The sequence below is a fragment of the Pseudoxanthomonas winnipegensis genome (assembly GCF_004283755.1).
Classification (GTDB): Bacteria; Pseudomonadota; Gammaproteobacteria; order Xanthomonadales; family Xanthomonadaceae; genus Pseudoxanthomonas_A; species Pseudoxanthomonas_A winnipegensis.
Map to the genome: position 1 here is coordinate 267450 of NZ_SHMH01000004.1, position 23240 is coordinate 290689.

General features: G+C 69.3%; 18 protein-coding genes. 13 read left to right on the forward strand and 5 right to left on the reverse strand.

What is annotated here, in order from left to right; all coding sequences use genetic code 11:
- Nucleotides 1–38 precede the first annotated feature (38 nt).
- The 3 genes from EAT51_RS09685 to EAT51_RS09695 form a co-directional block, all read right to left on the reverse strand.
- Complete coding sequence (locus EAT51_RS09685; RefSeq protein WP_130517367.1) at nt 39–1643, reverse strand: peptide chain release factor 3; 1605 nt, start codon at nt 1641–1643, stop codon at nt 39–41.
- Between the two features lie 72 nt (nt 1644–1715).
- The gene (locus EAT51_RS09690; protein ID WP_130517369.1) at nt 1716–2360 is read right to left on the reverse strand and encodes a hypothetical protein; all 645 of its coding nucleotides are present in this window, start codon (nt 2358–2360) and stop codon (nt 1716–1718) included.
- A gap of 121 nt (nt 2361–2481) precedes the next feature.
- Nucleotides 2482–4950: a penicillin-binding protein 1A gene (locus EAT51_RS09695; RefSeq protein WP_130517371.1), complete on the reverse strand. Its 2469-nt coding sequence runs from the start codon at nt 4948–4950 to the stop codon at nt 2482–2484.
- Between the two features lie 224 nt (nt 4951–5174).
- On the opposite strand from EAT51_RS09695, the gene EAT51_RS09700 reads away from it, so the two are divergent.
- The 13 genes from EAT51_RS09700 (at nt 5175) to tkt (ending at nt 20945) form a co-directional block, all read left to right on the forward strand.
- A complete protein-coding gene (locus EAT51_RS09700; RefSeq protein ID WP_130517373.1) occupies nt 5175–6233 on the forward strand; it encodes a pilus assembly protein PilM in 1059 nt (352 codons plus the stop codon).
- The gene (locus tag EAT51_RS09705; protein WP_130517375.1) at nt 6233–6952 is read left to right on the forward strand and encodes a PilN domain-containing protein; all 720 of its coding nucleotides are present in this window, start codon (nt 6233–6235) and stop codon (nt 6950–6952) included. Before EAT51_RS09700 ends, EAT51_RS09705 begins: the two co-directional genes overlap by 1 nt.
- Nucleotides 6949–7620 (forward strand): type IV pilus inner membrane component PilO, encoded by a 672-nt coding sequence (locus EAT51_RS09710; RefSeq protein WP_130517377.1) that lies wholly within the window; start codon nt 6949–6951, stop codon nt 7618–7620. The genes EAT51_RS09705 and EAT51_RS09710 overlap by 4 nt, the downstream gene beginning before the upstream one ends.
- On the forward strand, nt 7617–8156 hold the full coding sequence (locus tag EAT51_RS09715) for a pilus assembly protein PilP (RefSeq protein ID WP_130517379.1): 540 nt from the start codon (nt 7617–7619) through the stop codon (nt 8154–8156). Before EAT51_RS09710 ends, EAT51_RS09715 begins: the two co-directional genes overlap by 4 nt.
- A gap of 14 nt (nt 8157–8170) precedes the next feature.
- Nucleotides 8171–10018, forward strand: coding sequence for a type IV pilus secretin PilQ (locus EAT51_RS09720; RefSeq protein WP_130517381.1), 1848 nt, complete (start codon nt 8171–8173; stop codon nt 10016–10018).
- Between the two features lie 211 nt (nt 10019–10229).
- Nucleotides 10230–11255: an AAA family ATPase gene (locus EAT51_RS09725; RefSeq protein WP_130517383.1), complete on the forward strand. Its 1026-nt coding sequence runs from the start codon at nt 10230–10232 to the stop codon at nt 11253–11255.
- A gap of 112 nt (nt 11256–11367) precedes the next feature.
- Nucleotides 11368–12312, forward strand: coding sequence for a DUF58 domain-containing protein (locus EAT51_RS09730; protein WP_130517385.1), 945 nt, complete (start codon nt 11368–11370; stop codon nt 12310–12312).
- The gene (locus EAT51_RS09735) at nt 12309–12767 is read left to right on the forward strand and encodes a DUF4381 family protein (protein WP_130517387.1); all 459 of its coding nucleotides are present in this window, start codon (nt 12309–12311) and stop codon (nt 12765–12767) included. The genes EAT51_RS09730 and EAT51_RS09735 overlap by 4 nt, the downstream gene beginning before the upstream one ends.
- Complete coding sequence (locus tag EAT51_RS09740) at nt 12764–13780, forward strand: vWA domain-containing protein (RefSeq protein WP_130524883.1); 1017 nt, start codon at nt 12764–12766, stop codon at nt 13778–13780. The genes EAT51_RS09735 and EAT51_RS09740 overlap by 4 nt, the downstream gene beginning before the upstream one ends.
- Nucleotides 13777–15558, forward strand: coding sequence for a vWA domain-containing protein (locus EAT51_RS09745; RefSeq protein ID WP_130561557.1), 1782 nt, complete (start codon nt 13777–13779; stop codon nt 15556–15558). The genes EAT51_RS09740 and EAT51_RS09745 overlap by 4 nt, the downstream gene beginning before the upstream one ends.
- Entirely contained in the window at nt 15558–17312 is a 1755-nt protein-coding gene (locus EAT51_RS09750) for a BatD family protein (protein WP_130561558.1), read from the forward strand. The genes EAT51_RS09745 and EAT51_RS09750 overlap by 1 nt, the downstream gene beginning before the upstream one ends.
- A gap of 122 nt (nt 17313–17434) precedes the next feature.
- Nucleotides 17435–18709 (forward strand): dicarboxylate/amino acid:cation symporter, encoded by a 1275-nt coding sequence (locus tag EAT51_RS09755; RefSeq protein WP_130561559.1) that lies wholly within the window; start codon nt 17435–17437, stop codon nt 18707–18709.
- Between the two features lie 226 nt (nt 18710–18935).
- Nucleotides 18936–20945, forward strand: coding sequence for a transketolase (gene tkt / locus EAT51_RS09760; RefSeq protein ID WP_130561560.1), 2010 nt, complete (start codon nt 18936–18938; stop codon nt 20943–20945).
- Nucleotides 20946–21419: 474 nt separating this feature from the next.
- On the opposite strand, the gene EAT51_RS09765 is transcribed toward tkt, so the two are convergent.
- Together EAT51_RS09765 and EAT51_RS09770 are read right to left on the reverse strand one after the other, a co-directional pair.
- Nucleotides 21420–22175, reverse strand: coding sequence for a M23 family metallopeptidase (locus EAT51_RS09765; protein WP_130561561.1), 756 nt, complete (start codon nt 22173–22175; stop codon nt 21420–21422).
- Nucleotides 22176–22179: 4 nt separating this feature from the next.
- A complete protein-coding gene (locus tag EAT51_RS09770; protein WP_130561562.1) occupies nt 22180–23193 on the reverse strand; it encodes a L,D-transpeptidase family protein in 1014 nt (337 codons plus the stop codon).
- Between the last annotated feature and the right edge of the window lie 47 nt (nt 23194–23240).

Below are 23240 nucleotides of genomic sequence, written 5' to 3' on the forward strand. Positions count from 1 at the left end.
CGGATTCAGCAAAACCGGACGCGAGCCGCGGGCTCGGCTCAGCCCGCGTCCAGCGCGTGGGCGTGCTCGCGGGTGGCCGAGAAGCGCACGTCCGGCGCGCGTTCCTGCGCCAGTTGCAGGTTGACCCGGGTCGGCGCCAGGTAGACCAGCTCGCCGGCCGCGTCGATGCCGAGGTTCATCGCGTTCTTCTCGCGGAACTCCTCCAGCTTCTTCGGGTTGTCGCAGTGCACCCAGCGCGCGGTGGTCACGCCGACCGGCTCGAAGATCGCATCGACGCCGTATTCGTCCTTCAGGCGATAGGCGACCACGTCGAACTGCAGCACGCCCACGGCCCCCAGGATCAGGTCGTTGCTCATCAGCGGGCGGAAGAACTGCGTGGCGCCTTCCTCGCTCAGCTGCGCCAGGCCCTTCTGCAGCTGCTTGAGCTTGAGCGGATCGCGCAGCCGCGCGCGGCGGAACAGTTCCGGGGCGAAGTTGGGAATGCCGGTGAAGCTCAGGCTCTCGCCTTCGGTGAAGGTGTCGCCGATGGAGATCGTGCCGTGGTTGTGGATACCGATCACATCGCCCGGATAGGCCTCGGCCGCGATCTCGCGGTCGGAGGCCATGAAGGTCAGCGCGTTGGCCAGCTTCTGCTCCTTGCCGCTGCGCACGTGGAAGGCCTTCATGCCGGCCGAGAACCGGCCCGAGCACACGCGCATGAAGGCCACGCGGTCGCGGTGCTGCGGGTCCATGTTCGCCTGGATCTTGAACACGAAGCCGGTCAGCTTGCTCTCGGTGGGTTGGACCTCGCGGCCGGTGGTGGCGCGCGGCTGCGGCGACGGCGCGTGCTCGACGAAGAAGTCCAGCAGCGGCTGCACGCCGAAGTTGTTCACGCCCGAGCCGAAGAACACCGGCGTCTGCTGGCCGGCCAGGTACGCCTGCGGGTCGAAGCCGTGGCTGGCGCCCTGCACCAGCTCCAGCTCCTCGCGCAGGTCGGCGAGCATCTTCTCGCCGATCTTTTCGGCCAGGCCGGGCGCGTCGAGCGAGGCGAAGATGGTCGAATCCTGGCGGGTGAAGTTGCGACCGGGTTCGTACAGGTGCACCTCGCCGGTGAGCAGATGGACCACGCCCTTCAGGCGCTGGCCCATGCCGATCGGCCAGGTCACCGGCGCGCACTGAATGCCCAACACGGTCTCCACTTCGTCCAGCAGCTCGATCGGATCCTTGCCCTCGCGATCGAGCTTGTTGATGAAGGTCATGATCGGCGTGTCGCGCAGGCGGCACACTTCCATCAGCTTGATCGTGCGTTCCTCCACGCCCTTGGCCACGTCGATGACCATCAGCGCCGAGTCCACCGCGGTCAGCACGCGATAGGTGTCCTCGCCGAAGTCGGCGTGGCCCGGCGTGTCGAGCAGGTTGACGATCTTGTCCTCGTAGGGGAACTGCATCACCGAGGAGGTGACCGAAATGCCGCGCTCTTTTTCCAGCGCCATCCAGTCCGAGGTCGCATGGCGCGCGGCCTTGCGGCCCTTGACGCTGCCGGCCATCTGGATCGCGCCGCCGAACAGCAGCAGCTTCTCGGTCAACGTGGTCTTGCCGGCGTCGGGGTGGGAAATGATGGCGAAGGTGCGGCGGCGCGCGGCTTCGCGGGACACATCGGACATGGTCGTCGCGCCCGGGCGGGCGCGCAGGGAATCGAAGGAGCCGGCAAGTATAGCGGGGCGGCCCGCCCGGCTTCAGCCGGCCTCGTAGCCGGCGATCTCTTCGCGGGCCAGCAGCGCGGCGACCTGGGCGGCCGAGGCGCGGTCCATCGGCGCCTCGTCCACCACCGACAGCGGCGCCTGGCGCAGCGCCTGGCGCGGCAGCACTGCGATGTCGAAGCTGATCCCGTCGGCGGCAAAGACCCACACGGTGACATCGGCATGGCGCTGGCGGTCCATGCGCAGCCGGCGCACACGCGCATCGGCCGGGATGCGGTGGTCTTCCAGGAAACGCGCCACCGCGTCCTCGTCGTCGCTGTGCAGATGCAGCTGCACCGGCGACTGGGCATCGGCCGTGCCGTCCAGGATCGGACCGACCAGGCGAGGGGCGAAGCCTGCGAAGAATTCCATCGCCTGCAGCGCCGCCTCGCGTCGCGCCCGCAGCATGCCGGCGTGATCGGGGCCGGCGAACAGGCGCTGGTATTCGCGCAGCGCCTCTTCGATCTCGCGGTTGCGCGGCAACGAGGCATCGTCGGAGATGCCCAGCCGGCTGGCCGCCTTGAGCTTGGCCTGGCGGTAGTCGCGGATGCCGCTCTCGGCAATCAGCCGCGCGGCCTCGTGGGCCAGGCGACGGCGCCGTTCTGCGGTCTGGGTCTGCGCGTGCTGGCGAGCGTGATGCATGGCGGACCCCTCAGGTTTTGTGGCCTGAGTGTGGAGCAGCGAGGAGTGAGTGGGAAGTGACTGGCCGTGCGCCTTTACCTTCGCTCGCTGCTCGCTTTCTCCGCGCTCAACCGGCCCTGCCTCAGAAGATGTCGAACGCCGCCTCGTCGGTCGCGTTCTGATCCTGCAGGCTGTCCTCGCCCTGCATCCGCTCCAGGTCCTCGACCTTGATCCACTCGGTCGCGCCGTTGCGGCTGACCTGGACCATGCCCTCGGGCGGGTCGTTGGGCGTGATCGGCTTGTCCTTCAGGGCCACGCGCATGTAGTCGATCCAGATCGGCAGCGCGGCCTTGCCGCCGTACTCGCGGTAGCCCAGCGAGCGGAAGTTGTCCTTGCCGACCCAGACCGTGGTCACGTACGGCCCGGCGAAGCCGGAGAACCATGCATCGCGGTGGTCGTTGGTCGAGCCGGTCTTGCCGGCGGTGTCCGCGCGGCCGAGCACCTTGGCGGCCGTGCCGGTGCCGCGCTGGACCACGTCGCGCATCATCGAGACCAGCTGGTAGGCGGTACGTTCGTCGATGGCGCGCGGCGCCACGTTGGTGCCCGGCGGCGGCGCCTGCTCGTCGGCCGGCTCGGCCTTGGAGGTCGCCAGCGGTTCGGCCTTGGCCTGCGTGTCCTGGGCCGGGCCGAAGTTGAAGCCGTCCACCACCTGGCTGGGCGCCGGCGCGTTGGCGCCGTGACGGCCGCAGCTGCGGCAGGCCACGGCCGGGTTTTCCTTGAACACGACCTTGCCGTCGCGGTCCTTGACCTCATCGATCAGCCAGGGCGTGACCAGCGAGCCGCCGTTGGCCAGCACCGCATAGCCGCGCGCCACCGACATCGGCGTCAGCGAGGCCGAGCCCAGCGCCATGGACAGATTGGGCGGCAGCTCGGCCTCGTCGAAGCCGAACTGGGCAATGAACTTGCGCGCGAAATCCACGCCGATCGCATCCAGCAGCCGCACCGAGACCAGGTTCTTGGACTTCACCAGCGCCTCGCGCAGGCGCATGGGGCCGTCGAACTTGCCGTCGTCGTTGCCTGGACGCCAGACATGGCCGCGCCGGTCGCGGAACACCACCGGCGCGTCCAGTACGATCGACAGCGGGTTGAAGCCCTTCTCGAACGCGGCCGAATACAGAAACGGCTTGAAGCTCGAGCCCGGCTGGCGCCGCGCCTGGGTGGCGCGGTTGAACTTGTTGGCCGCGAAGCTGAAGCCGCCGACCAGCGCGCGGATCGCGCCACTGTTGGCGTCCAGCGACACCAGCGCCGACTGCGCCTGCGGCAGCTGGTCCAGCGTGTAGACGTACTCGGGCTTGGCCTCGGTCGCGGGCTTGGTCTTGTCCTCGGCGTCCTTGTCCTTGCGCTCGGCGCCGACACGGACCAGATCGCCCCGCTGCAGCAGGCGGCCGGGCGTCTTGCCGGTCCAGCGGCTGGCGCTGGGGCCGAGCACGATCTGCTGCGCGTCGCGGGTCACCACCGTGGCGGTGTCGCCGCTGGTGGAGGTGACGATCACCGGATCCAGCCCGCCCTCGGACACGATTCCGACCAGGTGCGCGGCCAGCGACTCGGCGTCGGCATCGCTGGTCACCTCGAAATGTTTCTCCGCGCCGCGCCAGCCGTGACGATGATCGTAGGTCGCCAGGCCCGTCCGCACCGCCTGGTCGGCGGCCGGCTGCAGCACGGGATCGACCGTGGTGGTGACGTGGTAGCCCTTGTCCAGTACCTCGCCGCCGAACTTGGCCACCATTTCCTGGCGGACCATCTCGGCCACGTAGGGCGCATAGACGTCGATCGGGCGCTCGTGCGGCGCGGCGTGCGGCTGCTCGGCCTTGGCCGCGGCCGCCTCGCTCGCGCTGATGTAGTGGTCTTCCAGCATCCGGTCGATCACGTAGACGCTGCGCTGGTGGTTGCGCTCCGGGTTGCTGATCGGATTGCCGCTGGAGGGGAACTTCAGCGAGCTCACCAGCGTGGCCGCCTCGCCCAGGGTCAGCTGGTCCAGCGTCTTGCCGTAATAGAACTCCGCCGCCGCGGCCACACCGTAGGAGCGGTTGCCGAAGAAACTCTTGTTGAGGTACAGCTCCAGGATCTGGTCCTTGGTGAGCATCCGCTCGATGCGCATGGCCAGCATCATTTCGGCCAGCTTGCGGGTGTAGCTGTACTCGTTGCTCAGGAAGAACTGGCGCGCCACCTGCTGGGTGATGGTGCTGCCGCCGGCCACGCGACCGTCCTTGGTCAGCGTCTGCCAGACCGCACGCGAGATGCCGGTCGGGTCGATGCCGCCATGTTCGTAGAAGTTCGAGTCCTCCGCGGCCACGAACGCGCGTTGGACGTTGACCGGCACCTTGCTGATGTCGACCGGGTAGCGGCGGGTCTCGCCAAAGATTCCGATCAGGCTGCCGTCATTGGCATAGACGTACATCGGCTCCTGCAGCTGCACGTCGCGCAGCGACTGGATCGAAGGCAGCTTGGAGGAGATGGAGTAGTAGAAGAAGCCCAGGACGACGGCTCCCACCAGGGCGCCAGCCAGGCACAACAGCAGCGCCCAGCGGAGCAGGCGGCGGAAACGGGACATCGGGAGACTTCCGATTGCACAATTCGTGGCGCCGGAGTATAGATGAGTCGGAAGCGGGGACCGGCTTCCTGGGGGGAAACAAGTACTTGGGGAAAATCCTTAGCAAAAGGCGGCAACCCGTCACGGGAGACCGCACGGTCCTTGCAAGTTGTAAAAAATTCATTATTAATGTGAGGGCTGGCTGAATTGGCCCGTTGTGGTTTCCGGTCGGAAGGGGATACACCGTGGGGCTCATCCCAAAAAGCCAATCTGCGCTGCTCGGCGTGGATATCAGCTCGACTGCGGTCAAGCTGCTGCAGCTCACGCGCGTGGGAAACCGCTTCCGCGTCGAGCATTACGCCGTCGAGCCGTTGCCTCCCAACGCGGTGGTGGAGAAGAACATCGTCGAGGTCGAGGCGGTGGGCGAGGCGATCCGCCGCGCGGTGACCCGCGCCGGCACCAAGGTGAAGAACGCCGCGGCGGCCGTGGCCGGTTCGGCGGTGATCACCAAGATCATCCCCATGCCCGCCGATCTGGACGAGGACGACCTGGAAGCCCAGATCGAGCTCGAGGCGGTCAACTACATCCCGTATCCGATCGAGGAAGTGAATCTGGACTTCGAGGTCCTGGGGCCCATGCCCGGCAACCCGGAGATGGTCCAGGTCCTGCTGGCCGCCTCGCGTTCGGAGAACGTCGAGCTGCGCCAGTCCGCGCTTGAGCTGGGCGGGCTGGCCGCCAAGGTGATGGACGTGGAGGCCTTCGCGGTCGAAAACGCCTTCGCCCTGCTGGCGGGCGAGCTGCCGGTCCCGCACGACGGCGTGGTCGCGCTGGTGGACATCGGCGCCACCATGACCACGCTCAACGTCATCCGCAGCGGCCGCAGCCTCTACAGCCGCGAGCAGGTCTTCGGCGGCAAACAGCTGACCGACGAGGTGATGCGCCGCTATGGGCTCACCTACGAGGAAGCCGGCATGGCCAAGCGCCAGGGCGGCCTGCCGGAAAGCTACGAGATCGAAGTGCTCGAGCCGTTCAAGGAAGCCACGGTCCAGCAGGTCAGCCGCCTGCTGCAGTTCTTCTATGCCGGCAGCGAGTTCAACCGCGTCGACCAGATCGTGCTGGCCGGCGGCTGCGCCGCCCTGGCCGGCCTGCCGGAAATGGTCGAGGAGCAGCTCGGCGTGCCGACCATCGTGGCCAATCCGCTGGCGCAGATGACGCTGGGTCCGAAGGTGCAGGCGCATGCGCTGGCCCAGGACGCGCCGGCGTTGATGATCGCCACCGGCCTGGCGCTGCGGAGCTTCGACTGATGGCAAAGATCAACTTGCTCCCGTGGCGCGCCGAGCGCCGCGCGCAACGCCAGAAAGAGTTCTACGGCATGCTGGGCGTGGCAGCGGCCATCTCGGTGCTGCTGGCGCTCTTCATCTGGTTCTACTACAACGGCCAGATCGACGGTCAGAACGAACGCAACGCCTTCCTGCAGGGCGAGATCGCCAAGGTCGACGCGCAGATCACCGAGATCAACGCGCTGGACAAGCAGAAAGACCGCCTGCTGGCCCGCAAGAAGGTCATCGAAGAGCTGCAGGCCAACCGCTCGCAGATGGTGCACCTGTTCGATTCGCTGGTGCGCACCATTCCCGACGGCGTGGTGCTGACCAGCATCAAGCAGGAGGGCAATGTCCTCACGCTGCAGGGGCGCTCGCAGTCCAATGCGCGGGTTAGTACCTACATGCGCAACCTCGAAGGCTCGGGCTGGATGACCAAGCCGGACCTGTCGGTGATCGAGGCCAAGGCCGCCGAAGGCCAGGGCCAAGGCCAGAGCGCGCCCATCTCGGTGGTCGGACGGGCGCTGCCTTACATGTTCAGCCTCAAGGTCGAACTGGCGAATCCGGCCGATCCCGGCACCGCGCCCGCGGCTGATCCGGCGACCGCGCCCGCCGCCGCTCCGGCCGGTGCCGCGACGCCGGCGACCAGTCAGCCGCCGCAGGCCACCACGCCGCCGCAGACCCAGGGGAGCCCGGCGTCATGAGCCAGAAGAAGATCAAGATCAGCGAGCTGGACTTCAACAACATCGGCGGTTGGCCGCGGAACTACAAGATCGGGTTCTGCGTGCTGCTGGGTGCCCTGGTGCTGATCCTGGCCTATCTGCTCGTGTTCCGCGGGCAGGCCGAGGAGCTGGAAGGACTGGAGAGTCAGGAGACCACCCTGCGCTCGGAGTTCGAGCAGAAGGCTGGCCGCGCCGCCAATCTGCAGCCGCTCAAGCAGCAGCTGGCGCAGATGGAGCAGGTGCTGCAGCAGATGCTGCGCCAGCTGCCCAGCAAGACCGAGATGCCCGACCTGATCGTCGACATCTCGCAGACCGCGCTGTCCAGCGGGCTGACCAACGAGCTGTTCCAGCCAGGCGAGGAGTCGCAGAAGGAGTTCTACGCCGAGAAGCCGATCGCCTTGCGCATGGTGGGCAGCTATCACCAGTTCGGCGCCTTCGTCAGCGGCGTGGCGTCGTTGCCGCGCGTGGTCATCCTGACCATGCACGACATCTCGCTGCAGCCGGTGGATCCCAAGCAGGGCATCGCCAACGGCAATCTCGAGCTGTCCGGTACGGTCAAGACCTATCGCTACCTCGACGAGGAAGAGACCGCCGCGCAGGAGAAGGCTGCTGCGGCGGCTGGCACGCAACCTGCTGGGGCCACGCCATGACCCGGATCCCTTCCGCTCGTTCCCGTCTCCTGCTCGCAGGCCTGGCCCTGTTGGCCCTGGTCGCCTGCTCGCGCAGCATTACCAGTACGCCCGGCGATGCGCCGAATCTGCAGAACTGGGTCAACGACGTGCGTGCCCGTCCGGCGCCGCCGCTGGAGCCGCTGCCGGTGATGCAGCAGTTCGAGACCTTCGAGTACGCAGCACAGAATCTGCGCGATCCGTTCAGCACCGCCTGGACGACGTCCGATGCCGGCAGCGGCCTGCGACCGGATCCGAACCGGCGCAAGGAAACGCTGGAGCAGTACCCGCTGGACAGCCTGAAGATGGTCGGCACCATCGGCAGCGGTTCGAACATCGTCGGGCTGGTGATGGCGCCGGACAAGGTGACCTATCGCGTCTCGCCCGGGGCCTACCTGGGGCAGAACGATGGGCGCATCACCGATGTCCAGCCCGACCGCATCAACCTCGTAGAACTGGTGTCTGACGGCGCCGGTGGCTGGCTGGAGCGTCCGGCGGCCGTGACGCTAGACCAATGATTAGGGGATACACGATGACCGCTTCCAACGCTCATGGCCTGCGTCCCCTGCGGCGACTGGCCGCCCACCGGTGGGGTGCACTGGTGCTGGCGATCGCGCTCGCCTCGGGCAGCGCGCCCGTGCTGGCGGCCGCCGCGGCGCCGGCCGGCGCCGCCCAGGCCGCGCCGGTCCAGGTGTCCGACGTCGACTTCCGTCGCAGCGAGGACGGCGCCGGGCGCCTGATCCTCAAGTTCGATCGCAAGGGCGCGGTGCCGGATCTGCGCACCGAAAACGGCAAGGTCATCATCGACATGGCCAACGTCACCCTGCCGGCCTCCCTGCAGAGGCCGATGAACGTCACCGACTTCGCCACGCCGGTGCAACGCATCGACGCGCATGCCTCGGGCAAGGGCGCGCAGCTGGTGCTCGACACCCGCGGGACCGTGGAGTCGCTGGCCTACCAGACCGAAGACCAGTACGTGGTCGAGATCAGCCAGAAGTCCGGCAAGCCCGCGATGGGCGCCGCGGCCCAAGGCACCGGCGCCTCGCAGCTGGCCGCTGGCGGGGTCAAGCCGTATGTGGGCAAGCCGGTGACCTTCAACTTCCAGGACGTGCCGGTGCGCACCGTCCTGCAGCTGATCGCCGAGGAGTCCAACCTCAACATCGTCGCCTCCGACACCGTCCAGGGCAGCGTGACCCTGCGCCTGGTCAATGTGCCGTGGGATCAGGCGCTGGATATCGTCCTGCGCGCCAAGGGGCTGGACAAGCGCCGCGACGGCAACGTGGTCTGGGTGGCGCCGCAGCCCGAGCTGGCGAAGTTCGAGCAGGACAAGGAAGACGCGCGCATCGCGATCGAGAATCGCGAGGACCTGATCACCGACTACGTGCAGATCAACTACCACAGCGCGACCGAGATCTATAAGGCGCTGACTGAGGCCAAGGGCATCGGTAGTCAGGGTGGCAACGGCGGCCAGAATAATCAGGAGAACGGTTTTCTCTCTTCGCGCGGCCGCCTGGTCGCCGACGAGCGCACCAACACCTTGATGATCAGTGATATCCCGAAAAAGGTCGCTTCGATGCGTGAGCTGATCGCGGTCATCGACCGGCCGGTGGATCAGGTGCTGATCGAGGCGCGCATTGTGGTGGCCACCGACACGTTCGCGCGGGATCTGGGTGCGAAGTTCGGCATCGGTGGAACGCATACCTATGGCGACAACGTAGCCACCATAGGTAGTGGTGTGACCGGGGGCGCGGACTCGGCAACCCGCGGTCTCAACGTCAACATGCCCGCGGGAGGTTTCACCACCGGCAATGTCTCCAGTGTTGCGTACACTTTACTTGGTACCAATTTCAATCTGGACCTTGAGTTGTCCGCGCTACAGCAGGAAGGACGGGGCGAAGTGGTATCCAACCCGCGCATTATTACCGCCAACCAGCGGGAAGGTGATATCAAGCAGGGTACCGAAATCGGGTATGTGACGATTACCGGAGGAACTGCCGGCACGGCGGCGACGCCCAATGTGCAGTTCAAGGAGGCGCTGCTGGAATTGAAGGTCACGCCGACTATCACCCACGATGGCCGGATTTTTCTGAACATGTTTGTCAAGAAGGACGATATCGCCGAGCTGATCAAACTGGACGGATACGGCACGGTGCCAACCCTCAACCGCCGTGAGATCAATACCGCCGTGCTCGTCGAGGACGGGCAGACGGTGGTGATTGGTGGCGTCTACGAATTCACTGACCGGGCCTCGGTATCAAAGGTGCCATTCCTTGCGGACATCCCTTTTCTCGGTAATCTTTTCAAAAGCCAGGGCAAGCAGAAGAACAAGGCCGAGCTGCTGATCTTCGTGACGCCGAAGGTGATCGCGGTCCGCCAGTAAGCAGGTTCGTAGTGATGAGGAAAACGGGGCCGATCGGCCCCGTTTTCGCGTTGGTGCCTTATATGCACTCACGAGCCTGGGCGGCGGCTGCGCCCCTAGGCCGATGATGGCGCTTCGCTGAACGCGAGGCCCAAGGTAAGGTGGGACGCGGAACCCTTTCGATGAGGCCCGGTCGAAACGACGCGCCTGATCTCGACCATGAGAGCCCGTAATGGAACAGTCCCAAAACCTCCAGCCACCCGCGCCCCCCGTCGCGCCTTCGCCCGATAGCCGCCTGCGCGAGGCCTTCATGGCGCTGCGCAGTTCGCTGTCGGCAACCATCGTGGGACAGCAGTTGCTGGTGGACCGGTTGCTGATCGCGCTGTTGGCCGATGGCCATCTGCTGGTCGAAGGCGCGCCCGGTTTGGCCAAGACCATGGCGGTGCGTGCGCTGGCGGCGCGCATGGAAGCCGGCTTCGCGCGCGTGCAGTTCACGCCCGACCTGCTGCCGGCCGATCTGACCGGGACCGAGGTATGGAGGCCGCAGGACGGGCGCTTCGAGTTCCAGGCCGGGCCGATCTTCCATCCGATCCTGCTGGCCGACGAGATCAACCGTGCGCCGGCCAAGGTGCAGTCGGCACTGCTGGAGGCCATGGGCGAACGCCAGGTCACGGTGGGCCGGCACACCTATCCGTTGCCCTCGCTGTTCCTGGTCATGGCCACGCAGAACCCGATCGAGCAGGAGGGCACCTTCCCGTTGCCCGAGGCGCAGCTGGACCGTTTTCTGATGCACGTGAAGATCGGCTATCCCGAAGCGGCGGCCGAGTCGGAGATCCTGCGCCTGGCGCGCGAGCGCGCCCGCGATGCGTTGGCGCCGGTGACCGAGCCGCTGCAGCAGATGCCGCTGGAGGATGTGTTCGCGGCGCGGCGCGAAGTGCTGGACCTGCACATGGCGCCGGCGCTGGAGCGCTACCTGATCGAGCTGGTGCTGGCCTCGCGCGATGCCGCGCGCTACGACGCCGCGCTGGGCCGACGCATCGCCTGGGGCGCCAGCCCGCGCGGTTCGATCGCGCTGGAGCGCTGCGCGCGTGCGCATGCCTGGCTGGCCGGGCGCGACTTCGTCACACCCGAGGATGTGCGGGCCGTGGCCGGCGACGTGCTGCGCCATCGTGTGCTGCCCAGCTATGAGGCCACGGCCGAAGGCTGGGACGGCGGTCGGCTGGTCGAGGCCCTGATCGAACGCGTGCCCCTGCCTTGAGTCGTGGGTCGGAACAGGCGAGCTACGCGATGATCCCTCACCGTCGAACCAAGCTTGCAGGCGCGCTGCGTCGCATGCCTTCGGTGCGCCCGCATTGGCAGGTGCCGCCGTCATGAGCGCGGTTCCCACCTCGCACACCGATCCGGATCCCGCTGCGGCCAACGACGGCCTGCGCCCCACGCTGACCGAACTGGTGCAACTGCGTGCGCTGGCGCAGCGGCGCCCGGCCGCGCGTCGCGGCAGCCACCATCTCAGCGGCCCGGCCGCCTCGCCGCTGCGCGGGCGCGGCATGGAATACGCCGAGTCGCGCGAATACGTCGCCGGCGACGACGCGCGTCATATCGACTGGCGCCTGACCGCGCGCAGCGGCAAGCCGCACACCAAGCTGTTCCAGGCCGAACGCGAGCGGCTGACCCTGATCGTGGCCGATACCGCGCCGACGCTGTACTTCGGCACGCGTGTGCGCTTCAAGTCGGTGCAGGCCGCGCGCGCCGGCGCGTTGGCGGCCTGGGCCGCGGTGGCCGACGGCGATCGCGTCGCGGTCCTGCGCGGGGCGGGGCGCGAGCCGTCCCTGCCGCCGGCCTCGGGCACGCGCGGCGCGTTGCGCACGCTCGACGCGCTGACCCGCTGGTATGCGCAGCCGCCGGACGACGACCAGGGCCTGGTCGTGGCCCTGGAGCACGCCCAGCGCGTGCTGCGCCCCGGCTCTCGGCTGGTGGTGCTGGCCGACCCACGCAGCGTGGCGCAGATCCCCGAGCTGCGCTGGCCGTCGCTGGCGGCGCGCTGCGAGGTCATCGTGCTGCTGATGACCGATGCGCTGGAGCAGGCGCCGCCGCGGGCGTCGCTGCCGTTCCAGAGCGGCGAGCATCGGGTCGAACTGGACCTGGCCAATACCGCGCAGCGACAGCGCTGGGGCCGGGAGTTCGTCCAGCCCCTGCATGCCGCGCTGGCGCTGCTGCCCACCCGCGGCGTGCGCGCCATGGCGCTGCGCGCCGATGCGCCCAGCGATGCGTGGCTGTCGCTGCTGGCGCGCGCCACCGCTCCGGCGACCGCATGAGCGCGCCCGCGTCCCTGGTGCTGCGCGATGTGCACGTGCCGCCGGCGCCGGCCTGGTGGCCGCCGGCGCCCGGCTGGTGGCTGGTGCTGCTGGCCGTCGCGGTGCTGGTGGCGGTGCCGCTGCTGTGGCGCGCGCGGCGTCGCCGGCGGCGGGCGCGCTGGCTGCGGCTGTTCGAAGCCGAGTGCTCCAGCGCGCTGCCGCCGCCGGAGCAGGTCGCGGCCGCCTCGCAGCTGCTGCGCCGGGCCGCGCGCCGGGTCGATCCGCGCGCCGATCGTTTGCAGGGCGCGGCCTGGCTGCAGTTCCTGGATGGTCCGAAGGGACATGCCTTCAGCAAAGATGTGGGTGCGCTGCTGCTCGACGGGGGCTATCGCCCCCGCGTGGATCCGCGGCAGATGGAGGCGCTGCGCGCGCTGGCCGCGACGCGCTTCGTGCAGCTGATGGAGGGCCGGCGATGAGCCTCCTGGCACAGTGGATGCACGATGTCAGGCTGCTCTTCGGCGGCTTCGCCTGGCCGTGGATGTGGTTGGCGCTGCCGTTGCCGTGGCTGGTGACCTGGCTGCTGCCGGCGGTGCGCAGCCAGTCGCCGGCGCTGCGCGTGCCTTATGGCGATGCGCTGGACGGCATCGCCGTCAGTGCGGCCACCGCGCGGCGGTTCGGCATCAACTGGCTGGCCGCGCTTGCCTGGCTGCTGCTGTGCGCGGCGGCCGCGCGGCCGCAGCAGCTGGGCGAGGCGGTCACGCCGCCGCAGACCGGACGCGATCTGATGCTGGCCGTCGACCTGTCCGGCAGCATGCGCGAGACCGACATGGAGCTGGGCGGCACCCCGGTCGACCGGCTCACCGCGGCCAAGGCGGTGCTGGCCGACTTCCTCGACCGCCGCGTGGGCGACCGCGTCGGCCTGCTGGTGTTCGGCAACCGCGCCTATGCGGTGGCGCCGCTGACGCTGGATCGCGATTCGGTGCGCGATCAGCTGCGCGACACGGTCAGCGGGCTGGCCGGGCGCGAAACGGCCATCGGCGACGCCATCGGCCTGGCGGTCAAGCGCCTGGCCGCCCAGCCGAAGGGCCAGCGCGTGCTGATCTTGCTCACCGACGGCGTCAGCAATGCCGGCGCGCTGGATCCGGACAAGGCGGCCGAACTGGCCGCGCGCGAAGGCGTGCGCATCCACACCATCGCCTTCGGCGGCGGCGGGGGACTGTCGGTATTCGGCATGCGCGTGGGGCTGCAGGGCCAGGACGATATCGACGAGGACGGCCTGCGCCGCATCGCCCAGGCCACCGGCGGGCGTTTCTTCCGCGCCCGCGACACGCAGGAGCTGGCCGGCATCTATTCGGAGCTGGACAAGATCGAGCCGATCTCGCGCCCGGGGCGTGCGGTGCAGCCGCGCATCGAGCGCTATCCGGTGCCGCTGGCGTTCGCGCTGGGCCTGGGCGTGCTGGCGCTGGCCTGGCGAGGGCTGCGGGCATGAGTGCGTTGGTGCAGGCCATGGCGGATTTTCATTTCCTGCGGCCGTGGTGGCTGCTGGCCCTGATCGCGCTGCCCGGACTGTGGTGGCTGTGGCGGCGACGCCAGCAGCGCGCCAACGCGTGGCGCGGCCTGGTCGATCAGCATCTGCTGGTGCATCTGCAGGTCGGCGGCGGCCGCGCCCAGGTGCTCGGGCTGGTCGGCATCGTGCTGGCCTGGGTGCTGGCGACGCTGGCCCTGGCCGGCCCGAGCTGGCAGCGCAGCGAACAGCCGCTGTGGCAGACCCGCTCGCCGCTGGTGGTGGCGCTGGACCTGTCGGGCTCGATCGCCGCCAACGACTTGCCGCCCTCGCGCCTGCTGCAGGCGCGCGCCAAGCTGGCTACGCTGCTGCGCGAGCGCGCTGGCGGTCAGGTTGCGCTGGTGGCTTACGCGGGCGAGCCGTTCACCGTGGCGCCGCTGACCGACGATGCGGCCAACGTGGCGCTGTTCCTGGACGCGCTGGACCCGGCGATCATGCCGGTGGACGGCAGCGATGCGCGTCGGGCGATCCTCTGGTCCGAGGAGCTGCTGCAGCGCGCCGGGTTCGACCGCGGCCAGATCCTGCTGCTGACCGATCACGCCGATCCGGCTGCCGACAGCGCCGCCAAGCGCGCCCGCGACGCCGGCTTCAGCGTCTCGGTGCTGGGCCTGGGAACGCCGGCGGGGGCCGCCTACCGTCAGGCCGATGGCCAGTTCGGCCGCGCCCAGCTGGATGCGGCCTCGCTGCAGCGGCTGGCGACGGCCGGCGGCGGGCGCTTTGAGGTGCTGCGCACCGACGATGCCGACCTGCGCGCGCTGGGTGTGCTCGATCCGCAAGCCGAAGACGCCAGCGCCGCCCGCGGCGAAAAGGGCAGCGCCTGGTTGGATCAGGGCTACTGGCTGCTGCCGGCGCTGATGCTGCTGGTGCTGCTGGCGTTCCGTCGCGGCGGCGTGCTGGCCGCGCTGGCGATGTGCGTGGTGCTGCCGATGGCCCAGCCCGCGCAGGCGATGGACTGGTGGAAGCGCGCCGATCAGCAGGCCCAGGACCGCATCGAGCAGGGCGCCAAGGCCTACCGCGGCGGCGACTACGCCGCGGCCACCAAGGACTTCGCCGGTCTGGCCTCGGCCGACGGCCTGTACAACCTCGGCAACGCGCTGGCCAAGCAGGGCAAGTACGACGAGGCCATTGCCGCCTACGACAAGGCGCTGCAACGCCAGCCGGGGATGGAAGACGCCATCGCCAACCGCGCCGCGGTCGAGGCCGCACGCAAGCGGCAGCCGCCGGCCGGTGGTCAGGGCGGGCAGGGCGGCGACCAGGGCAAGCAGCCCCCCGAGCAGAAGTCTGGCCAGCAGCAGTCGTCCGGCGGCAAGCAGGACGACAAGCCGGGCCAGGATCAGCAGGACTCGCAGCAGCAAGACAAGCAGCAGCAGGGCAAGCAGCAGGACAAGCAGGAAGCGGACAAGGGCGCAAAGGACTCCTCCGGCGACGTCAAGTCCGAGCCGCCCAAGTCGGCCGCCGAACAGCAGCGCGAGCAGCAGGCCGCAGACGCGGCCCAGCGCGAACGCATGCAGCAGGCGATGCAGCAGCAGGCCGGCCAGGGCGCGCAGCCGGAGCCGACCCAGGCCAAGCCGGAAACCGCGGCCGAGCGCGAGCAGCGCCAGGCCACCGAAGCCTGGCTGCGGCGCGTGCCGGACGATCCGGGTGGCCTGCTGCGCGCCAAGTTCCAGCTCGAGTACCAGCGTCGCCAGAGGGAAGGACAATGATGCAACCGGCCGCCTCCACATCGCCGCAGCGCACGCGCGCTCCGTCGCGGTTCGTCGCGACGGCGTGGCTGGCGCTGGTCCTGCTGGCCTGGACGCTGCCCGCGCTGGCGCAGACGCGCGCCTGGCTGGACCGCTCACGCACGGCGATGGGTCAGCCGGTGGTGCTGAGCATCGAAAGCGACCAGGACATCGGCCAGCCCGACCTGAGCCCGCTGCAGCGCGACTTCTCGGTGGTCGACACCTCCTCCAGCCGCCAGATGCAGATGGTCAACGGCCGCATCTCGCGCTCGGTCGTGCTGGCCATCACCCTGCAGCCGCGCCGCACCGGCGAGCTGACCGTACCGGCGCTGGAGGTCAACGGCCAGCGCACGCCCGCGCTGGGCCTGCGCGTGACCGATGCGCCCGTCGCCCAGCCCGGCAGCAGCAACGCCTATGTCGAGACCCAGGTCGACGACCCGACGCCTTACGTGCAGCAGACCGTCGGCGCGACCCTGCGCCTGTTCTACGCGGTGCCGCTAGTCTCCGGGCAACTGGACCTCGATGCGCCGCAGGGCACCTCGCTGCAGCGCGTGGGCGAGGACGTGCAGTCCACGCGCGAGGTCAACGGGCGTCGCTACAACGTGGTCGAACGCCACTTCCTGCTGGTGCCCGACCGCAGCGGCGACCTGCAGCTGCCGGCCGCGCGCTTCATCGGCCGCGCCGCGGGCGGTGGCGGCTTCTTCGACAGCATGCTGGGCATGGGCCAGCGCAGCGAGCTGAGCGCGTTCGGTCAGGCGCTGACCCTGCATGTGCAGCCGCAGCCGGCCAACGCGCCGCAGCCGTGGCTGCCGCTGGCCGACCTGCGCCTGCGCTATGCCAGCGCGCCGCGCGAGCTCAAGGCCGGCCAGGCCAGCAGCTTCGTGGTCGAGGCGGTGGCGCGCGGCGCCACCCGTGCGCAGCTACCGGACCTGCCCACGCCGAACGTGGACGGCGCGCAGGTGTTCGCCGAGCCGGCGCAGTACGAGGACAGCTTCGACGGCGCCACGCCGGTGGTGAAGATCACCCGGCGCTATTCGATCGTGCCCAACGGCGCCGGCCGGCTGACGCTGCCCGGCATCAAGCTGGACTGGTGGGACGTCAAGGCCGATGCGGCCAGGACCGCGGCGCTGCCGGACATGCAGCTTGAGGTCGCCGCCGGGTCTGGCAGCTTCGCCAACGCGACCCTGCCCGCGCCCACGCCGGCCGCGGAGGTCGCCGCGCCGCAGGCGCCCAGCGACGGCGCGCTGCCGGCCACGGCCGTTCGCGCCGCATCGGTGGCTGGCCGCCTGTGGCCGTGGATCGCGCTGACCGCGGCGTTCGGCCTGCTGTGGCTGGGCACGCTGGTGTGGTTCCTGCGCCGGCCGCGGCGTGCGCCCGCGTCGGCGCCGGCCCGCGCGGCGGGCGCCGCCACGGCGGCCCCGGCGCCGCGGGCGCGCCACGGCCTGCCGGACCTGCGCCGTGCGCTGGACACCGGCACGCTGGACGAGGTCGGCGAGATCCTGATCGGCATGGCCGCACCGCCGGCGCGCGATCTGGACGCGGTCTCCGCGCAGCTGGCCGACCCGACGCAGCGGCAGGCGATCGAGGCGCTGCGCCGCGCACGCTGGGCTGACGGCGATGGCGCCCAGGCGCGTGCGCTGCTGCGCCAGGCCTTCGCCAGCGGGCCGACCTGGCGCGTGCCGGCGGGCCCGACCGCGCAGGGCGAGGCGCTGGCGCCGCTGTATCCGAAGCGCTGAGCGGGTCGTACAGCCAGGCACGGCCTGGCTGTCAGTTCGGTCATTCTCTTTCCCTGCCGTCGCAGGCGGGCGTGGGGCCTTGCTAGAGTGGCCGTTTGCCCTCGAACCCCAGGATTCCACGCATGACCGACGCTGCTTCCGGCAAGTCCAGGCTGCCCTTGCATTGGAAGATGATGATCGGCTTCGTGCTCGGCCTGACGCTGGGCCTGATCGTGCACGCCACCGTCGGCGCCGACGCCGGCTGGGTGAAGCAGGTCACCGCGGTGACCGACCCGGCGGGCAAGCTGTTCCTCAACCTGATCTTCATGCTGGTGCTGCCGCTGCTGTTCTCGGCGCTGGTGGTGGGCATCTCGGAAATGGGCGACGTGCGCGCGCTGGGGCGCATCGGCTGGCGCACGCTGGGCTTCACGGTGCTGGCGTCGGGGATCGCGGTGGTGCTGGGCCTGGTGCTGGTCAACCTGCTCAAGCCCGGTGCCGGCACCGACCCGGCCACCGCCCAGCAGATGCTGGCCGCCGGCGCCGAGCGCGCCGACTCGATCATCAGCAAGGGCAAGGAGGCGCCGGGCGGGGCCGGCATGCTGCTCTCGCTGGTGCCGGCCAACGTAGTCACCGCGGCGGCGGGCGGCAACTTCATGGGCGTGATGTTCTTTGCGCTGATGGTCGGGGTGGGCGTGGTGCTGACCCGCAGCGACAAGACCGATGCGTTCCGCAACGCGGTCGAGGGCCTGTTCGAGATCTCCATGACCCTGATCACCCTGGTGATCCGGCTGGCGCCTTACGCGGTGTTCTGTTTCATGTTCAACCTGGCCGCGCTGTTCGGGTGGGAGCTGCTGATCCGGCTGGGGGCGTATGTGGGCGTGGTGGTGCTGGCGCTGGCGATCCACATGTTCGTGGTGTATTCGGCGCTGCTGAAGTGGGCCGGCTGGTCGCCGGTGAAGTGGTTCGGCGCGGTGCGCGAGGTCATGGTGCTGTCCTTCTCCACCGCCTCGTCCAACGCGACCCTGCCGACCTCGCTGCGCGTGGCCGAGGACAACCTGCGATTGCCGCGCAAGGTCTCGCGCTTCGTGCTGACCGTGGGCGCCACCGCCAACCAAAACGGCACGGCGCTGTTCGAGGGCGTCACGGTGCTGTTCCTGGCGCAGTTCTTCGGCGTCGAGCTGACCCTGCTGCAGCAGCTGACGGTGATGTTCGTCTGCATCCTGGGCGGGGTCGGCACCGCCGGCGTGCCGGCCGGCTCGCTGCCGGTGGTGGCGCTGATCTGCGGCATGGTCGGCGTGCCGCCGGAAGGCATCGGCATCATCCTGGGCGTGGACCGCTTCCTGGACATGTGCCGGACCACGCTCAATACGACCGGCGATCTGGTGCTGGCCACGCTGGTGGCCAAGGGCGAGGAGTGAGCGCAGGGGCGTGAGCGAAGCGGGCCGGCTGGCGCCAAGGCGCCGCCGCCTGGAAGGGCGAGGATTGAGGCCGAACGCATGCGTTGAGGCTGGGAGGCCGCCCGGACCGGGCTTTCACTCGCTTCTCACTCGGCTGCGCTCCCCGCCTCACTCGTTCCGAACCGTGCCTCATGGGACAATAGGCGTCCCTGGTGCCTCACGCGCCGCTTTCGCCCCAGTCCCTGACATGTCCGCTCCGACCCGCCGTCAGCTCGCCAACGCCATCCGTTTCCTCGCCGCCGATGCGGTGCAGGCCGCCAATTCCGGCCATCCCGGCATGCCCATGGGCATGGCCGACATCGCCGAGGTGTTGTGGAACGACTACCTGCGCCACAACCCCAACAACCCCAAGTGGTTCAACCGCGACCGCTTCGTGCTGTCCAACGGCCACGGCTCGATGCTGCAGTACGCGCTGCTGCACCTGACCGGCTACGACCTGCCGATCGAAGAGCTGAAGAACTTCCGCCAGCTGCACTCCAAGACCCCGGGCCATCCGGAAAGCCACATCACCCCCGGCATCGAGACCACCACCGGTCCGCTGGGGCAGGGCTTCGCCAATGCGGTCGGCTTCGCCCTGGCCGAGAAGCTGCTGGCCCAGCACTACAACCGCCCCGAGTACCAGGTCGTGGACCACCGCACCTGGGTGTTCATGGGCGATGGCTGCATGATGGAAGGCATCTCGCACGAGGCCGCCTCGCTGGCCGGCACGCTGGGCCTGGGCAAGCTGGTGGCCTTCTGGGATGACAACCACATCTCCATCGACGGCGAGACCGACGGCTGGTTCACCGACGACACCCCGGCGCGCTTCCGCGCCTACGGCTGGCACACCATCGGCCCGATCGACGGCCAGGACGCCGACGCCATCAAGGCCGCCATCGACGAGGCGCTGGAGGTCACCGACAAGCCGACCCTGATCGCGTGCAAGACCACGATCGGCTTCGGCTCGCCGAACAAGGCCGGCAAGGAATCCAGCCACGGCTCGGCGCTGGGCAAGGACGAGGTGGAGGCCACGCGCAAGGCGCTGGACTGGCCGTACCCGGCCTTCGAGATCCCCAAGGAGATCTACGACGGCTGGCGCGCCACCGGTACGGGCAGCCTGCGCCAGGCCGAATGGGAGCAGCTGTTCGACAAGTACGCCCAGCAGTACCCGGACCAGGCCGCCGAGCTGGCGCGCCGCTCGCACGCCAAGCTGCCGGACGACTTCCTGGCCAGGGCCGATGCCTACATCGCCAAGGTCCAGGCCGACATGCCGGAGATCGCCTCGCGCAAGGCCTCGCAGCAGGCGATCGAGTTCTACACTGGCCTGCTGCCGGAGATCGTCGGCGGTTCGGCCGACCTGGCGCCGTCCAACCTGACCCTGTGGAAGAACGCCAAGACCGCCGTCGGCAACGACCCGGACGCCAACTATGTGCACTACGGTGTGCGTGAGTTCGGCATGTCGGCCATCGCCAACGGCATCGCCCAGCACGGGGGCTTCATTCCGTTCGATGCCACCTTCCTGACCTTCAGCGACTACGCGCGCAACGCGCTGCGCATGAGCGCGCTGATGCGCAGCCATGTGCTGCACGTCTATACGCACGATTCGATCGGGCTTGGCGAGGACGGCCCGACGCACCAGCCGGTCGAGCATCTGGCCAGTCTGCGTCTGATCCCGCACAACGATGTCTGGCGTCCGTGCGACGCGGCCGAGACGGCCGCCAGCTGGAAGGCGGCGCTCGCCCGTCAGGACGGCCCGAGCTGCCTGATCTTCAGTCGCCAGAATCTGAAGCCCCAGCCGCGCGGCAAGGCCGAGATCGAGGGCATCTACCGCGGCGGCTACGTGCTGGCCGAGGCCGACGGCGGCACCGCCAAGGTGATCCTGATCGCCACGGGTTCTGAGGTCGGCATCGCCTCGGAAGCGCGCGAGAAGCTGCAGGCCGCGGGCATCCCGACGCGTCTGGTATCGATGCCGTGCACCAACGTGTTCGACCGTCAGGACGAGGCCTATCGGGAGTCGGTGCTGCCGCGCTCGATCCGCGCCCGCGTGGCGGTGGAAGCGGCCTCGACCGACTTCTGGTTCAAGTACGTGGGCCTGGACGGCACCATCGTGGGCATGACCAGCTTCGGCGAGTCGGCGCCGGCGGAGAAGCTGTTCCCGTACTTCGGCTTCACCGCCGACCACGTGGTCGAAGCGGCGCAGAGCGTGGTGGAGGGCTGAAAGGCTTCGCCATTGCTGTGTCCATGAAGAAGCCGGGCATTGCCCGGCTTTTTCTTGGTCTATCTCTCGCGTGAGGAGAGAGGCATTTAGGCGTTCGAGCTTCGAAGGGGCAGCGGTCCGGCGGGCGGGGGCCGCTTATCCCTCGATCAGGGCATCCTGTCCTGACTCGGGCGCTCGGCGTCCTGCCTCGCTAGGCGCGGCCCCCGCCCGCCGAACCGCTGCCTCGCGCGTCGGGCGAAGAGACTTCGGGTCGGAAGTCAAAAGAAGTCCCGATCCATCCCTTCGCAGAGCCTCGATCCGGCCGGGCGCGCGGAGAGCGGGCCCTAGGATGGCCCGCGGCGGCGAGTCCGCCAGAAAGGCGGACCGACCCGGGGAGCCGTGCCCGGCCGGTCGAGGTTGGTGCGCGAAGCGGTTGGCTTTTGCCGGTTCCGCACTCTGATAACGAGCTTACTGAGTGGTCCGCGGGAATCCTGCTCAGGGCACAGGCGCGCCGTCGTGCAGCACAGGGTAGGGATTGACCGCAGTGCCCTTCCACCACTGCTTTTCCGGGCCGAGCTGGAAGATGGCGAAGTGCAGGTGCGGCGCGTCGGGGCTGGCGTTGCCGGTGCTGCCGACGTAGCCGATCACCTGGCCGCGCTTGATCGCCTGCTTCTCCTGCAGGCCGTCGGCGTAGCGCTGCAGGTGCGCGTAGTAGTACGCCAGCCGGCCGCTCGGTTCGAACTGGTAGATGGTCAGCCCGCCGCGCTTGCTGTCGAACAGCTTCTCCACCGTGCCGTCGGCCACGGCCAGCACCGGCGTGCCGGCCGGGGCCATGATGTCGATCGCATCGTGTACGCGTCCGGCGCTGCGCGCGTCGGTGAAGGTGTCGCGCAGCGCGCTGCGTTCCACGCCCTGCACCGGCACCAGCAGACCCTGGCCATCGTCCGGCACGCGCAGCTGCGGCGCCACCGCCGGCATGGCGGGTGAGTCGGTGTCATCGCCTATCGGCGCCTGCGGCGAGACCGGCTCGACCGCCACGCGGGTGGGCTGCACGTCGCCGACCATCTGCAGGGCCGGCGTGGTCGGCGCGGTCCGGGCGACCGCGGCGTCGACCGCCGCGGCGGCCGTGCCCGGGGTGGAGGTGGGTTGCACGTCCAGCCCGACCGCGCGCAGGGCGTGCGTGCGTTCGACCAGGCGCAGGCCGACCGCGCCGATGACGATACCCAGCAACAGCGTCAGCAGGAATCTCATGGCCTCACTCCTGGAAGGTCACCGGCACGCTGGCATCCACCGCGTCTGCGACTTGCAACACGTCCCAGTTGGTCAGGCGCACGCAGCCGTGGGACTGGGTCTTGCCCACGTTGCGCGGCTCGGGCGTGCCGTGCAGGCCATAGTGGTCCTTGGACAGGTCGATCCAGACCAGGCCCACCGGGTTATTGGGGCCGGCGGCGATGGTGGCCTTCTTGTCGCCCTTCTTCGCGTCCCAGAACAGCTTGGGGTTGTAGTGATAGGTCGGGTTGCGCGAGATGCCCAGGATCTTCCACTGGCCGATCGGCAGCGGGTCGTGCGCGCTGCCCGAGGTCACCGGGAACTGCGCATACACCTTGCCCTGATCGTCCAGCAGCCGCAGCGTGGAGTCGGACTTGTCCACGACCACGCGCGCGGCCTTGGCCAGCGGCGCGGCGCCGAGCACATTGGTCACCTTGACCACCGTGCCGGCCTTGGCCGTGGCGAAGTCCAGGCCGGGGTTGAGCTGCTGCAGCGTCTGCGGCCCGAGGTGGAAGCGCTCGCCCAGCGCCTCGACCAGCGAGGTATAGCCCAGCGCGTCCAGGCCGGCCTGCTTGGCGATCTGCTTGGGGATCTGCACGAACGGGCCGGCCACGTCCTCGGCGGTCAGCGTGTAGCTGGCGACGACCGGCTTGGTGTCGGCGTTCAAGGCCTGCCAGGTCGCCGCATCGGGCTGGCCGGTGATCGGCAGGCCATGGGCGGCCTGGTAGCCGCGCAGGGCGCGCTGCTGGTTCGAGCCGGCCTGCCCGTCGATCTCGCCCGGGGAGAAGTGCGCGCGGTCCAGCAGCACCTGCAGGCGCAGCAGGCCCGAGGCGCCGTCGACCGTGGCCGCATCGTTGGCGCGCGCCGCATCCGGTGTGTCGGGCGTCGTGGCGGCGGGCGTGCTGGCGGCCGGCGCGCTGGCCTGGAAGGCGTGCGCATGGAGGGGGGCGATCAGGGCCAGCGCGAGCAGGCTGGGAAGTAGCGATACGGCACGGGTCATGCAACCCTCCAGTCATGGGAATGGCCGCACCATGCGCACGCGGTGTG